The organism is Pseudomonas sp. GW821-FHT11G12, from assembly GCF_058808055.1.
Genome location: NZ_JBXARH010000001.1, coordinates 647,360 through 660,337, shown reverse-complemented (window position 1 = coordinate 660,337; position 12,978 = coordinate 647,360). Strand labels below are relative to the sequence as shown.

16 protein-coding genes are annotated in these 12,978 nt (G+C 60.0%); 7 read left to right on the top strand and 9 right to left on the bottom strand.

Features of this window, described 5'->3' with window-relative positions; translation table 11 throughout:
• Positions 1 to 69: 69 nt before the first annotated feature.
• The 4 genes from AC1RR7_RS03065 to AC1RR7_RS03050 all read right to left on the bottom strand — a co-directional run bounded on the left by AC1RR7_RS03065 (position 70) and on the right by AC1RR7_RS03050 (position 4,554).
• On the bottom strand, positions 70 to 1,503 hold the full coding sequence (locus AC1RR7_RS03065; protein WP_102620919.1) for an NAD-dependent succinate-semialdehyde dehydrogenase: 1,434 nt from the start codon (positions 1,501 to 1,503) through the stop codon (positions 70 to 72).
• Entirely contained in the window at positions 1,500 to 2,534 is a 1,035-nt protein-coding gene (locus AC1RR7_RS03060) for an aldo/keto reductase (protein ID WP_085731936.1), read from the bottom strand. Before AC1RR7_RS03060 ends, AC1RR7_RS03065 begins: the two co-directional genes overlap by 4 nt.
• A 10-nt stretch (positions 2,535 to 2,544) precedes the next feature.
• On the bottom strand, positions 2,545 to 3,057 hold the full coding sequence (gene fae / locus AC1RR7_RS03055) for a formaldehyde-activating enzyme (RefSeq protein WP_493156050.1): 513 nt from the start codon (positions 3,055 to 3,057) through the stop codon (positions 2,545 to 2,547).
• Between the two features lie 291 nt (positions 3,058 to 3,348).
• On the bottom strand, positions 3,349 to 4,554 hold the full coding sequence (locus AC1RR7_RS03050) for an NAD(P)/FAD-dependent oxidoreductase (protein ID WP_493156048.1): 1,206 nt from the start codon (positions 4,552 to 4,554) through the stop codon (positions 3,349 to 3,351).
• A gap of 336 nt (positions 4,555 to 4,890) precedes the next feature.
• On the opposite strand from AC1RR7_RS03050, the gene AC1RR7_RS03045 reads away from it, so the two are divergent.
• Positions 4,891 to 5,439 (top strand): RrF2 family transcriptional regulator, encoded by a 549-nt coding sequence (locus AC1RR7_RS03045; RefSeq protein ID WP_493156046.1) that lies wholly within the window; start codon positions 4,891 to 4,893, stop codon positions 5,437 to 5,439.
• Positions 5,440 to 5,518: 79 nt separating this feature from the next.
• Here the strand turns inward: AC1RR7_RS03045 and AC1RR7_RS03040 are convergent, their stop codons facing one another.
• Positions 5,519 to 5,854 carry a hypothetical protein gene (locus tag AC1RR7_RS03040; protein WP_096820120.1) on the bottom strand — a complete coding sequence of 112 codons (336 nt, stop codon included), beginning with the start codon at positions 5,852 to 5,854 and terminating at the stop codon, positions 5,519 to 5,521.
• Between the two features lie 228 nt (positions 5,855 to 6,082).
• Here AC1RR7_RS03040 and AC1RR7_RS03035 point away from each other — a divergent pair, with 228 nt between their 5' ends.
• Complete coding sequence (locus AC1RR7_RS03035) at positions 6,083 to 6,322, top strand: hypothetical protein (RefSeq protein ID WP_065259780.1); 240 nt, start codon at positions 6,083 to 6,085, stop codon at positions 6,320 to 6,322.
• A 52-nt stretch (positions 6,323 to 6,374) separates the two neighbouring features.
• Here AC1RR7_RS03035 and AC1RR7_RS03030 read toward each other — a convergent pair whose 3' ends face one another.
• A complete protein-coding gene (locus AC1RR7_RS03030) occupies positions 6,375 to 6,563 on the bottom strand; it encodes a DUF2188 domain-containing protein (protein ID WP_273539001.1) in 189 nt (62 codons plus the stop codon).
• A 220-nt stretch (positions 6,564 to 6,783) separates the two neighbouring features.
• On the opposite strand from AC1RR7_RS03030, the gene AC1RR7_RS03025 reads away from it, so the two are divergent.
• The gene (locus AC1RR7_RS03025) at positions 6,784 to 7,146 is read left to right on the top strand and encodes an NUDIX hydrolase (protein WP_273539002.1); all 363 of its coding nucleotides are present in this window, start codon (positions 6,784 to 6,786) and stop codon (positions 7,144 to 7,146) included.
• Between the two features lies 1 nt (position 7,147).
• Here the strand turns inward: AC1RR7_RS03025 and AC1RR7_RS03020 are convergent, their stop codons facing one another.
• The 3 genes from AC1RR7_RS03020 to AC1RR7_RS03010 all read right to left on the bottom strand — a co-directional run bounded on the left by AC1RR7_RS03020 (position 7,148) and on the right by AC1RR7_RS03010 (position 9,493).
• Positions 7,148 to 7,390, bottom strand: a complete 243-nt coding sequence (locus tag AC1RR7_RS03020; RefSeq protein WP_096820123.1) for a DUF1652 domain-containing protein — start codon at positions 7,388 to 7,390, stop codon at positions 7,148 to 7,150.
• A 122-nt stretch (positions 7,391 to 7,512) separates the two neighbouring features.
• Positions 7,513 to 8,412 carry a polysaccharide deacetylase family protein gene (locus tag AC1RR7_RS03015; RefSeq protein WP_096820124.1) on the bottom strand — a complete coding sequence of 300 codons (900 nt, stop codon included), beginning with the start codon at positions 8,410 to 8,412 and terminating at the stop codon, positions 7,513 to 7,515.
• Between the two features lie 133 nt (positions 8,413 to 8,545).
• Entirely contained in the window at positions 8,546 to 9,493 is a 948-nt protein-coding gene (locus AC1RR7_RS03010; RefSeq protein WP_493156044.1) for an ABC transporter substrate-binding protein, read from the bottom strand.
• A 293-nt stretch (positions 9,494 to 9,786) separates the two neighbouring features.
• Between AC1RR7_RS03010 and AC1RR7_RS03005 the strand changes: the two genes are divergently transcribed.
• The 4 genes from AC1RR7_RS03005 to AC1RR7_RS02990 all read left to right on the top strand — a co-directional run bounded on the left by AC1RR7_RS03005 (position 9,787) and on the right by AC1RR7_RS02990 (position 12,966).
• Positions 9,787 to 10,770 carry an aliphatic sulfonate ABC transporter substrate-binding protein gene (locus AC1RR7_RS03005; protein WP_493156042.1) on the top strand — a complete coding sequence of 328 codons (984 nt, stop codon included), beginning with the start codon at positions 9,787 to 9,789 and terminating at the stop codon, positions 10,768 to 10,770.
• A 61-nt stretch (positions 10,771 to 10,831) separates the two neighbouring features.
• Positions 10,832 to 11,671 carry an ABC transporter permease gene (locus tag AC1RR7_RS03000; RefSeq protein ID WP_493156040.1) on the top strand — a complete coding sequence of 280 codons (840 nt, stop codon included), beginning with the start codon at positions 10,832 to 10,834 and terminating at the stop codon, positions 11,669 to 11,671.
• A 51-nt stretch (positions 11,672 to 11,722) separates the two neighbouring features.
• Positions 11,723 to 12,403: an SOS response-associated peptidase family protein gene (locus tag AC1RR7_RS02995; protein ID WP_493156038.1), complete on the top strand. Its 681-nt coding sequence runs from the start codon at positions 11,723 to 11,725 to the stop codon at positions 12,401 to 12,403.
• Positions 12,404 to 12,693: 290 nt separating this feature from the next.
• Positions 12,694 to 12,966 (top strand): hypothetical protein, encoded by a 273-nt coding sequence (locus AC1RR7_RS02990; protein ID WP_096820129.1) that lies wholly within the window; start codon positions 12,694 to 12,696, stop codon positions 12,964 to 12,966.
• The last annotated feature ends 12 nt before the right edge of the window (positions 12,967 to 12,978 follow it).

Here is a 12,978-nt window from a genome sequence, read left to right as displayed (position 1 = left end):
TATTGACGGAGAAACGGAAAGCTCTGGGAGAAACCTGCGGGAGCGAACTCCCACAGGATTCAGGGAGGTCTAGAGACCGCCCATCAACAGGTATTTGATCTCCAGATAGTCATCCAGACCGTACTTCGAACCTTCACGCCCAAGGCCCGATTCCTTGATGCCACCGAACGGCGCCACCTCCGTGGAGATGATTCCTTCGTTGATGCCGACCATCCCGGCTTCCAGCCCTTCGGCCATGCGCCAGACACGGCCGATGTCGCGGCTGTAGAAATACGCCGACAGACCGAACGGTGTGTCGTTGGCCCGCGCCAGCACTTCGGCTTCGTCCTTGAAGCGGAAACATGCGGCCACCGGGCCGAAGGTCTCGTCCTGAGCGATGAGCATGTCGCCACTGGCTTCGGTGAGGATGGTCGGTTCGTAGAACGTGCCGCCGAGGGCATGACGACGACCGCCGCACAACAGCGTGGCGCCCTTCTCCAACGCATCACTGACGTGGGCTTCGACCTTGGCCAGCGCAGCGGCGTTGATCAGCGGGCCTTGCTCGGTGTCACCGTCCAGCGCACTGCCCACGCGCATCGCCGCCACGGCTTCGGCGAGTTTGCCGGTGAAGGCTTCGTAGACGCCGTCCTGAATGAAGAAGCGGTTGACGCACACGCAGGTCTGCCCGGTGTTGCGGAATTTCGAGGCCATCGCGCCTTTGACGGCCGCATCGATGTCGGCGTCGTCGAAGACAATGAACGGCGCGTTGCCGCCCAGTTCCAGCGAGACCTTTTTCAGAGTGTCGGCGGCCTGGCGCATCAGCAGTTTGCCGGTGCGGGTCGAGCCGGTGAACGACAGCTTGCGCACCACGCTGGAGGCTTGCAGCGCACCGCCGATGGCCACCGCATCGCCGGAAACGATGTTGAATACGCCCGCCGGAATCCCGGCCTGCTCGGCCAGTACCGCCAAAGCGAATGCCGACAGCGGGGTTTCTTCCGACGGTTTGAGAATCATCGTGCAACCCGCCGCCAGCGCCGGGCCGACCTTGCGGGTGACCATCGCCAGCGGGAAGTTCCACGGGGTGATTGCCGCGACCACACCGATGGCTTCCTTGGTGACGATGATCCGCGCATCGGCCTTGTGGCTCGGGATCACATCACCGTAGGCACGCTTGGCTTCCTCACCGAACCACTCGAGAAAACTGGCGGCGTAGACCACTTCGCCCTTGGCTTCGGCCAGCGGTTTGCCCTGCTCGCGGCTGAGCAAGGTCGCCAGTTCCTGCTGGTTGGCGAGCATCAGATCGCTCCAGCGTTTCAGGCGCTGACTGCGTTCCTTGGCAGTGAGTTTGCGCCACGCCGGCAGGGCACGATTGGCCGCCTCGATGGCGAGGTTGGTTTCCTCGGCACCGGCCTTCTGCACCTCGGTGATCAACTCGCCATTGGCCGGATTGCGCACCGGATAAGTGGCGCCGCCCGAACCCCACTGGCCGTCGATGAAGTTGCCGTGACGAATCAACCCGCTCATGCCACCGCCCCCTGCAACGTGAAGCGTTCATGCCCCGGACGCGCCGTGCGCAGGATGCGTTTGCCGGCGGTGTAGTCATTGATCACGTCGCACGGGGTGTAGTTGCGCTCCAGCTCGTGCAGTTCTTCGGCGTCGAGTTTGGTTTCCAGTGCGGCGAGTGCGCTGTCGAACTGTGCGGTGGTGTCGGCGCCGACCAGCATGCAGTCCACGCCCGGATGATTGGCGACCCAGGCCTGGGCGATCTGCGCGTTCGACACGCCACGGGCACGAGCCACGCGCTGCACCGAATGAGCGATCTCGAACGAGGCTTCGTCGCTGTACATCTGCTGGGTGAAGAAGTCGGTCTGGTTGCGGGTCGATTGCACATCACCGGTCAACAGGCCACGGGCCAGCGGACTGAACACCGACACACCGATGCCCTGATCGCGGCAGAACGGAATCATCTCGCGCTCTTCTTCTCGGTAGGCGCAGTTCAGCTGCAGCTGCATGTTGATCGGCTTGACCCAACCGTTGCGCTCGCAGGCCATGAGGATCTTCGCGAGTTGACCGGTGAGCATGGTCGAGACGCCGATGTAACGCGCCTTGCCGGAACGCACGATGTCGTTCAGTGCGCCCATGGTTTCCTCGACCGGGGTGTTCACATCGAAGTAATGCAGCATGAACACGTCGACGTAATCCATGTCCAGACGTTTCAGCGAGGCATCGATGCTGTCCATGATGTGCTTGCGCGAATGGCCACTGGCGTTGATCGCGTTGCGAGTGCCGTAGCCGACCTTGGTGGTGATCACCAGGTCTTCGCGACGGGCCAGACGCTTGACGATGCGCCCCACCACTTCCTCGCCGACACCAGCAGAATAGAAGTCTGCCAGGTCGATGAAGTTCACGCCGTTGTTCAGGGCGTGGGCGACGATCGGCTCGCTTTGTTTTTCATTGAAGATCCACGGTTTCCAGTCCGGAGTGCCCATGTTCATGGTGCCCAGGCACAGACGGGAGACTTGCAGGCCGGAGTTGCCCAAACGGATGTATTGCATGGCGCGGACCTCAGGCTTTTGGCGTGTAGAAAGGGTTGCTGATGTGGTTGACCACATCCTTGAGCTGCGTGGTTTCCGGCTTGCCGGTCAGGGCGGCGCGGATCGCGGTGCGGCAGGCGTTGTAGTTGTTCAGGTAGACCGCATCGAGGTCATCGCAGGCCGGGTTGACCCAGTTGGCGGTGACGATCGCCCATTCGTCTTCGGCTTCCGGCGGCAGCGTGCCGTCGAGCAGCGCTTCGAGCACAGCCTTGGCGATGCCGGCCTGGGAAGCGCCCCACGTCGCGTTGCCGTGCAGGTCGCTGCTGATGGCAGCCTTGTTGACGTACAACGTCATCGGTTTGACCGGAATGTTCGGCTGGGCGATCACCATGAACGGGCAATGACCCTGGCTCGGCGACGCCAGGCTGTTGGCAAACGCCTGCCCCGCCGGGCCGTTGCGCGGGCCGATCAGGATGTTGATGTGCGCGGCGTTCACGCCCGGGCCTTCGAAACCTTCACCGATGTACAGGTCGAGTTCTTTCATCTGTCATTACTCTTTGCGATGCAGAGGGATTTTTTGGGGTGATCGACAGCTCACGCGGACCGAAAGGCCAACGGGATCAATAACGGACGTGGGGAGACGCGAAGGAAGAATCGGGACATGGCTGCAAACGCTCTCTGGTTGTTATTGATGAGCTGTGTTTGCGATTTTTTAACACCGGGTATCGGGGCACCCGTAACCATTAAAAATCATGGGGCAATGACTTTTAGTCATAGCCTTTTGTGATGGCGAAAAAAATCCCGCTCGGGAGCGGGATTTTTCGGACTGTGCGGATTACGCGACGACAGGAATCATCGGATCCGCAGCGGCCAGCGCGATGGCGCGGTCAGCGGCCGGCGGGTAAATCCACTGGGTGTTGATCTGGGTCTTGAGCGACTTGCCCTCCTCCTTGACCAGTTTCACCTGACGATCCCAGCCCTCGGTGTACACCGCGCCCCAGGCGCCGAGGTCGAGGCAGGTCACGTATTTCGGCTGACTGTAAGGCGTTGGCTCGACACCCAGAATCTGCGCCGCGACGTTGTTGCCGGCATAGCGGCCGAGAGAAATCGCATGCTGGCAGGTCATCAAGGCGAAGTTGCCGATATCGTCGGTGGCCGCGTATGCCACGTCGCCGGTGGCGAAGATGTCGTCCTGGCCGATGACTTTCAGGTGCGCATCAACATGCAGGCGACCCTGACGATCACGCTCGGCTGGAATCTGCTCGGTCAGGGAGCTGGCGCGCACACCGGTGGTCCAGACCACGGTTTTTGCCTCGATGCGCTGGCCGTCCGACAGGGTTACGCCGTTTTCATCGACCGACAGCACCGACACACCCAGTCGCCATTCGACGCCTAGCTCTGTGCTCGCTTCGGCAATCGACACGCTGATGGCTTCGCCCATGGCCGCGCCGACTTTCTGCCCACGGTCGACGATGATCACTTGAACGTCTGCCTGCTCGCCCAACACTTCCCGCAGACGTGCCGGCATTTCGGTCGCGGTTTCGATCCCGGTGAAACCGCCGCCGGCGACCACTACGGTGTTGCGCGCCGGGCTGACAGGCTGATCGGCCAGGGACTTCAGATGGTTTTCCAGGCGAATCGCGGCTTCGATCTGGTCAACTTCGAACGCGTATTGCGCCACGCCCGGGGTGTCCGGCAAGGCCAGACCACTGCCGGAAGCCAGCACCAGTTTGTCGTAGTGAAAAACCTGAGCAGTGCCGTTGGCATCGGTGTAGCCCACGGTCTTGGCGTTCACGTCGATGGTGTTCGCGGCGCCCTTGATGAAGTTGACACCCACCGCATCGAACAGATCGCCCAGCGGCGCGGCCAGTGTGTGGGCATTCGGCTCGTAGAAACGCGGACGCACACGCAGTTCCGCCTGCGGCGCCAGTACGGTTACATCGATGTTGTCTCGATTGTGAATGTCCACCAGACGCGTGGCGCTCAATGCCGTCCACATGCCACCGAAACCTGCGCCGATGACCAGAATGTGCTGTTTCATTGTTGTCTCCAGGCCCGAAGCCAAGTCGTAGAAAGAGGTCAAGAATTCACGCTTATCGGGAGTCGGCACGCTTGTGGCTTCTGCAAGCGCCGAACGTTGCTCACCGGATAACGGCGACTGTATTGGTCGCCGTTATATCCAACAAGTCAGATTATCCGATCATTCGAATCGAAATTGTCGATAGCTAACAGGGCCTCTTCTGACGACACAAAAACCCTAAAAATCGCCAGACACAGAGAATCCAAGGGCTTTAAGGCAACGAGTCAGGCGCTCATCAGATTTGTCCGCCACGAATTACCCTGCTAACATCTGCGACAATTACAGTCGGAGATAGCTATGTCGCTTTACAGTGCGGGCGTCGAGTACGGCATCCATTGCCTGGCGTTTCTGGTGGGCAGCGGCGGTGACAGTCGCGAAGCGAGCGTGCGCGACCTGGCGGACTTGCAAGGGGTGCCGCTGGATTACCTGGCGAAGATCTTCACCAAACTGGCCAAGGGCAAACTGGTGGTGGCGACCGGCGGCGTACGCGGCGGCTTTACGCTGGCACGCCCGGCGGATGAAATCACCCTGCTCGATATCGTCAACGCCATCGACGGCCCGAAGAACATTTTCGAATGCCGCGACATCCGTGGGCGCTGCGCGCTGTTCGACGGCTCGCCCCCGGAATGGGCCTTGGACGGAACGTGCTCGATTCATGGGGCGATGATGGTTGCGCAAAAGCGCATGGAAGAGGCCCTCGCCCAGCAGACCATTCTCGACATCGCCAGAAAGGTCGGGCGCAAGGCACCGGCAGAGTTCACCAGCCAGGTGGAAAACTGGATGCAGGATCGTCGTGACAAGAAGACCGGCGGCTCGGGCATCCCGCTCACCGACATCACCGACTGAGCCATTCCGGCAGGCAGGCGAAAAAAAAGCAGAAACCGATCACACGGTTTCTGCTTTTTTCATTTCAGCCGTTCTGCCCTCAGAGGCAATCACGCACCGATTTGCGCAACGAGCCAGACTTGGCCCACGGTGGCCCCTGGTACAGCGACACGCGGCTGCCGTCCTTGTATTTGACGATATCGAGAATCTCGTCGGCGGTGACGATACTCGGCGCCTTGATCCGGTAACCGTTGGAAATCGCGACCTGCGAGGTCTTGGGAATGTCCTGCTGCCACAGCGGCAACACACATGCGGCGTAGTCCTTGGGAGCCTTGCCACTGACCTTGCTGAAGTTCGGTTCGCCCGGCACCAGTGATGCCGGCAGTGAACAACCGGCCAACGCTGCCATCAGCAGGCCCCCGATCAACATCCGCATATTGAATCCTTCATTTTAAAAAAGGCGAATTTACCTTTTAACTGTTCGAACATCCATCGTGGCGCAATGCTTTGACCCCGAAAACCGGGTTCTGCGGCGCCGCAGCAGTCAATTGCTCCGACCAACGGCAACTTGTTCACGCCCGTTCAGCTTACTGACCAGAACCACTTGCCCTGCTCCCGGAAAATGCGGCTACTATTTTCTACCGAGAATGTTCCGGAGGTGATCATGCGGCTCAATGAATACGAACACGAACTTCAACGTGACCTGCAAAGCGTGGCATCGGACCTGAGATGGTCGGCCGTCGACCTCAAGCGCATTGCCGAGCAGTTGCGCAAATCCGGCAACGAAGCGGATGCGCAAACCGTGCTCAGGTCCTGCGAGGTGCTGCAAAGCGATGAAGAACGTTTGCAACTCTATGCCAGGGAAGTGAAGGCCCGCGCCATCAGCCGAACGAAAGTCCACTGACACCCCACAACAAAAAGCCCCGGACAATCCGGGGCTTTTTCATTGCAGGCCTTCAGCCTGCCTTGCGGCCGTGCGTGCGACTCTTGTAACCCGGAAGTGCAGCGGCATACGCCAGTGCCTCCTCCCGGCTGGCGAAAGACGCCAGTCGATCACCCTGCGTGCAGACCCGCCACGGGCCGTTGTTCACACTGAGTACGTCGTAGCCGTTCATGTGCATTCTGTTCAGTATCGCCATGCTCATAGGCACCTCCTGTCGACTATCGATAGTCCAACTGCACGTTTTTACCTTACACCGGGTACAACGCCGTGTGCCGACCAGACGTCGCCCCATGTCGGCGTCAAGTGTCTGGCACTTTTGCGCCTTTCGACCACTCAGACATTACGAGCGCGTCTAAACCACGGCACGGCTTGAATATTGCATTTTCATGACCGATTTATGACAACCGGCAATCGGGTAACAAATGAAAGTACGTGCAACCATCATCTGCGAGCAGGATCGACACATTCTCCTGGTGCGCAAACCCCGATGCCGCTGGAATTTGCCGGGGGGCAAAGTCGAACCCGGGGAGACCAGGGCCGACGCCGCGACGCGTGAGCTTGAGGAAGAAACCGGCCTGCTCGCCGATGGCATGCTGTATCTGATGGAGCTCGAGGCTGGCAGCACGCGCCACCACGTCTACGAGGCGTCGGTGCTGAATATTGATGAAGTTCGGCCACAGAACGAGATCGTCGATTGCATCTGGCATCCGCTGGACGCGGTGCAGAACCTGAGTATCAGTGAGGCGACCCTGCAAATCGTCCGCGCCTTTCAGCGGCGGCTCTGAGTCAACCGGCGAACGCCCGGCGCCCGGCACTCATTTCAGTGCGCAACTCACCGATGAAGTTGGAGATGTCACGAATGGTGACCAGATGCTCCGGCGACACGCCGTTGAGCAGCAAATCGACACGCCCGCTGTCCGGTTCGTAAACCTTGATCTGCAACAAGCCCTGCCCCGTTTCCGTGCAGTCACAGTAAAGGGGCGAAAAGCCGGATTCGACGATGCGGCAAATGTCGGCAATGGCAAGCATGGGCGGACGCCTCGCAGGCGATGGATCGGTCGATCGATTGAGCATAGATGAGCTTTTTCGACCTTGCGCGAGCGTCCGGCCGCAGAAAATGCCAACCGCTTCACATCTTTGCGCGATGCCGATCAGTTGGCGTCGCGGCCCCAGATCCAGTTCCAGACCCCCGGCAGGCGCACCGGATCCGAGCTTTTCTGAACCGTTCGCGCCAGCGCTGCTTTCTCCAGTTGCGCGTGATCGTCGTAGAACGGTTTATCGGCCAGGCGCACGCCGGTGGCCGCTGCGCTGTCGAGCAGAATCTGCAGATACTCGCGGGCATGCCGCGCTGTGTAGCGGTTGAGGTCATGGAACGTCACCACCACCGGGATCACCCCGTCCACCGTCGGCAGCTCGCCGAGGGCAATCCGCTCACGCACTTCCGACAGCTGACGCAGCATGTTGGCGCGGCGTCTGGGGCTGCCATTGAAGCCCCAGATCTTGCCGTCGTTGGCGCTCAGATCCGTAAGCAATACATGCAGGCCGTGTAACTGATAGGCCGCAAACGTACGCTTGTCGTAATTCCAGAATGGCGGGCGCAACAGTACCGGTGGCGCGCCGGTGATCGCGGCGATGTCCGCCGTGCCGTTGGTCAGTGACGTTTCGAGTTCCTGTGGATCGAGCGATCGGTGGTTGGTGTGCCAGTGGGTGGCGGTGTGAAAACCCAGAATGTGCCCTTCATCGTGTTCGCGATGCATGATCCGCCGGCCGATCTCGCTGTTGCCGGCCCTCGGCGCACGGGTCTGGACGAAAAACACGGCTTTGATGTTGGGCTGCAACGGGTTGTCTTTCAGGCTGTCGAGCACGGTTTCGGTGGGGTTGTAGAAACTCGAAGCACTGGGGCCGTCATCAAAGGTCAGCAGAAACCTGACCGGTGCCTGCGCGTCCAGCCGTGATCGGGTTTGCGCGGTCATTTCGATGGGAGCAGCAATGCAACCGGCCAGCCCGGTGATGAGGGTCACAGCGCAGAAAAGCTTGAACCAGTGTTTCATGTTTTGCCTTGAGCCCGACCGTCGCGGTCACGTTGTCGATTGGCAAAACTCCCTCGCCGCTACTGCCTCCCTGCGGCCCACCGAAATGGGCCGAGGTTGGATAAAGATAACAGGGTTTGGTTCCGGCGCTCGCTCAGCGCGCCAGTGCCTGCTGGAACGAAGTATCGATGATGCCTGCCGTGGCCAGGGGAGCTGGCAGCGCCTTGACCTTGAACAGGAAATCCGCGGTGCCTTGCAGGTCTGCAGCGGCTTGCTGATCCACCGGACCGACGGTCATGTGCGCCTGGCGCAACCAGTGCCGCGACACTTCTTGATCGAGATTGGCCTTCTTCGCCCACAGGTCCGCGTATTCGTCGGTGTGGCTGTCGACCCAGGCCCGGGCCAGCTTCAGGCGTCCGAGAAAATCGGCGATCTCCTCGCGCTTGCTGTCGATGGATGGCGCGGAAGCCGCGATGGCGCTCAAGCCTGGCATCAGGTTTTTCGCGGTCAGAATCGGTCGCGCACCGGAAAACACGATCTGCTGGGAAATGTACGGTTCCCACACCGGAAAGGCATCGATGCTGCCCTGAGGCAACGCGGCGGCGGCATCGATCGGCATCAGTTTGACGAAGTCGACGTAGTTCTCCGGCAGGCCGCCCTGCTCCAGCGCTCGCAGGGTCAACTGCTGGCTCCAGGCACCCGGCCAGTAGGCGACTTTCTTGCCTTTCAGATCCTCGATGGATTTCACCGGCGAATCCTTGGGCACCAGCAGCGCGATGGTGTCCGGGTTCTGCCGCGACACGCCGATCAGTTTCACCGGCGCCTGTTTCGCGGCGAGGAACAGAAAACCCGAGTCGCCGAGAAAGCCCAGGTCCAGCGAGCCGGTCTGCAACGCTTCAGCCAGCGGGGCGGCAGCCTGGAAGTGTTTCCAGTCGACGGTGTAAGGCGCGTCCTTCAAGACGCCGGACGCTTCTACCGAGGCGCGGATGTTGTAGTAATTCTGGTCACCAACGTGCAGGACCACAGGTTCGGCCGCGTAGGCCAGAGGCGATGCAATCATGGCGCTGGTCAACGCAGCACGTAGGAAACGGGAGAGCTTCATGGCGAGTCCTGCAAAGGGGATTTTTATAGACCATAACGCTCTTACAAATCGGATTTGAAATTCGATTAGCGCATAAGCTCAGCACTGTCGATGAGCGCTGTTTGTCTGGCAACAGTGGCGCGGCACAGTGTTTTCCCTGCAACAGTTCAAAACACACAAACCCTCTCAGAATCCCATAAACACGGGGTTCAGGGCATATGGCACAGAGCCTGCAATATTCCATTCATGCAGGAAGCATTCGATAAAAATATCTTTTTTGACATAAGAATCTGTTGCCTTGCCGGAGCGTGCCCATGAAATCCCTATTACCGTTTTCCCGAGTCAAAACGCTGCTCGCGGCCTGCGCAGTAGCCCTGAGTCTGCAACCTCTCGTCCACGCCGCCGAAACGCCACCCGCTGAAGTGCATCTGGACTATGCCTATTACTCCCCTGTCAGCCTGGCGCTGAAACATTTGGGTTATCTGGAAAAAGCCCTGCCCCAGAGCAAAGTCAGTTGGGTGCTGAGCCAGGGCAGCAACCGTTCGCTGGAATACCTCAACAGCGGTGGCGTGGACTTCGCTTCGTCGGCCAGCCTCGCGGCGGTGCTGAGCCGTGCCAATGGCAGCCCGATCAAATCGGTGTACGTCTACAGCCGCGCGGAGTGGACCGCGCTGGTGGTGCGCAAGGATTCGCCGTACCAGACCGTCGCCGACCTCAAGGGCAAGAAAATCGCCGCCACCAAAGGCACCGATCCGTACCTGTTCACCCTGCGCAGCCTGCAACAGGCCGGTCTGAAAAAGGACGACGTCGAACTGGTGCACCTGCAACACCCGGACGGCCGAACCGCTTTGGAGAAAGGCGACGTCGACGCCTGGGCCGGCCTCGATCCGCACATGGCCGCCAGTCAGGTACAGGCCGGTTCACGCCTGCTGTACCGCAATCGCGACTTCAACAGCTACGGCGTGGTCAGCGTCACCGAGCAATACGCCAAGGAACACCCGCAAACCATCGAAACGGTGATCAAGGCCTACGAACAGGCTCGCGAGTGGTCGGTGAAAAACCCGGACGAACTGGCCCAACTGCTCGCCAGCGAATCCGGCCTGCCGCTGGATGTGGCCAAGCTGCAACTGTCGCGCACCGACCTGAGCAGCCCGCAACTCACCGCCAAGGACGTGCTCGCCTCGAAAGCTGCCGCGCCGATTCTGGTCTCCGAAGAACTGGTGCGCCGTGGGGTAAATGTCGATCAGGTGATCGATCAACTGATCGACACCGGTTTCCAGCAAGTCGCCGCCCAGTAACCAATCGGGCTCACAACAAGTCCGCGCCCGTCGCGGATTTGTCGTGAGCGGAGAACCGCCCATGAGCAATGACCTGCCCGCCCGCCTGGCCGCGCCGCTGCCGCGCCGACAAACCCTGCCGTTGAATCCGCTTTGGCGGCGGCGCCTCAAAGGGCTGGCCCTGCCGCTGCTGATCGTGATCGCCCTGGAGATCATCGTGCGCGTCGGCTGGCTGCCGTCCTATCAGATGCCTGCGCCGAGCGAAGTCGCCCTGACCCTCACCGATCTGGCCGAAGGCGCACTGTGGAAACACATCGGTGCCAGCCTGATCCGCGTGCTGATCGGGTTTACCATCGGCGCAAGTCTGGCGCTGGTGTTTGCCGCGTGGGTTGGTCTGAGCCGTGAGGCCGAGGCGTACCTTGAGCCGACCTTCGCCGCCTTGCGTTCAATTCCCAGTCTGGCCTGGGTCCCGCTGTTGCTGTTGTGGCTGGGTATCGACGAGACCTCGAAAATCGTCCTGATCGCCATCGGCGCGTTCTTCCGGGTGTATGTCAATGTGGTCGCGGCGATCCGCAATATCGACCGCAAACTGGTGGAAGTCGGCCATATCTATGGTTTCAGTCGCCTGCAACTGGTGCGCCGGATTCTGCTGCCCGCCGCCCTGCCCGGCCTGTTCACCGGACTGCGCAGTGGCATGAGCCTGGCGTGGATGTTTCTGGTGGCGGCCGAACTGATCGCAGCGACCAAGGGCCTCGGTTACCTGTTAAGCGACGGTCGTGAAACCTCGCGCCCGGACATCGTGCTGGCAGCGATCATTGTGTTAGCGCTGCTGGGCAAACTCAGCGATGGCTTGCTCGCCGCCCTCGAACGCCGCTGGCTGGCCTGGCGCGACACCTTCACCGGTCAGGGCAGCAAGGACTGATCCGCACAACTAAGCTGAACCTTCAGGCAGTGTTCGCCGGAGGCTCGGCCGATGTGCGGAAGACTTTCGCAATACCGCGGCATCCACGATTTCGTTGCGGTGCTGAGCATTCCCGATGCGCTGATCAATCACGTCGGCGATGCACCGCTGGCACACTACAACGCGGCGCCCACCACTGCGCTGGCCATTCTTCATCAACACGAACAACGCTTGTACGCCGATAACCTGCGCTGGGGCTGGCGCCCGCACTGGGCCAGGGATCGCGCTGCGCCGATCAATGCGCGGGTCGAAAAAGTCGTCCACGGCCCGTTCTTTCGTGCGATCTGGCGTCACCGCCTGATCGTGCCGGTCGACAACTGGTTCGAGTGGGTCGACGGGCCGGACAAGAGCCGTCAACCCTGGCTGATCCATCGGGTCGATCATCAACCGGTTTTCTGCGCCGCCATCGGCCAGTTTCCGACACCCGATGCGCAATCGAGGGAAGACGACGGTTTCGTGATCATCACCGCCGACAGCGAAGGCGGCCTGCTCGATCTGCATGATCGCCGGCCCATCGTGTTGTCTGCCGAGGGGGCGCGGGAATGGCTCGATCCCGCCACGCCCGTGGAGCGCGCCGAGCAAATGTTGCTGTTCGAAGGGTTGGGCAGCGAGGCCTTCGAATGGCACAAAGTCGGCAAAGCTGTCGGCAACTCACGCAATCAGGGCGCGGAACTGATTGAAGTGGCGGTCTAAATATTGTCCGGGGTGACACGTCTATCAAATAGTCGGAAGGTGCGAATCAGATTGATGCCACAGTGCAAGTGAAAACCGTTCGTTACAGTCAGTGTTTCAATCTCGAAACAATCATTGAATCAATCGTTTGATTAAAACCAACCGCCTGTCTGACATTTCAATCGTCATACATACATTTAGTAACACTACAGATAGCATGCGCGCCGCATTTCCTATTGGCATACCAGTTGACCAAAGAGTCAACAAACCGGGAATACCCTACAAACTTACAAGCCTTGCAGAGAACTAAGTTGCGCGACGATTTTGCAATCAAACAGGCCAACGGCCTGGAGTGTATTTATCTGTCCATGACAGAACGCTTTCAACTCGACTGTTTTATCGCCCACTACATAAAGACTCGAAACCTGCGTGACGTACCCGAGATCGACCGCATCCTGCGCACCACTCTCCAACACTATCCCTGCCACCCGCCGGTGATGGTCAACGAGCTGAATGCCTGGATCGACAAGACCTTGGGTTATCGGGCTTCACACCCCGACTTCACACAGCTGGACGATCTTTGATGAAACGAAAAA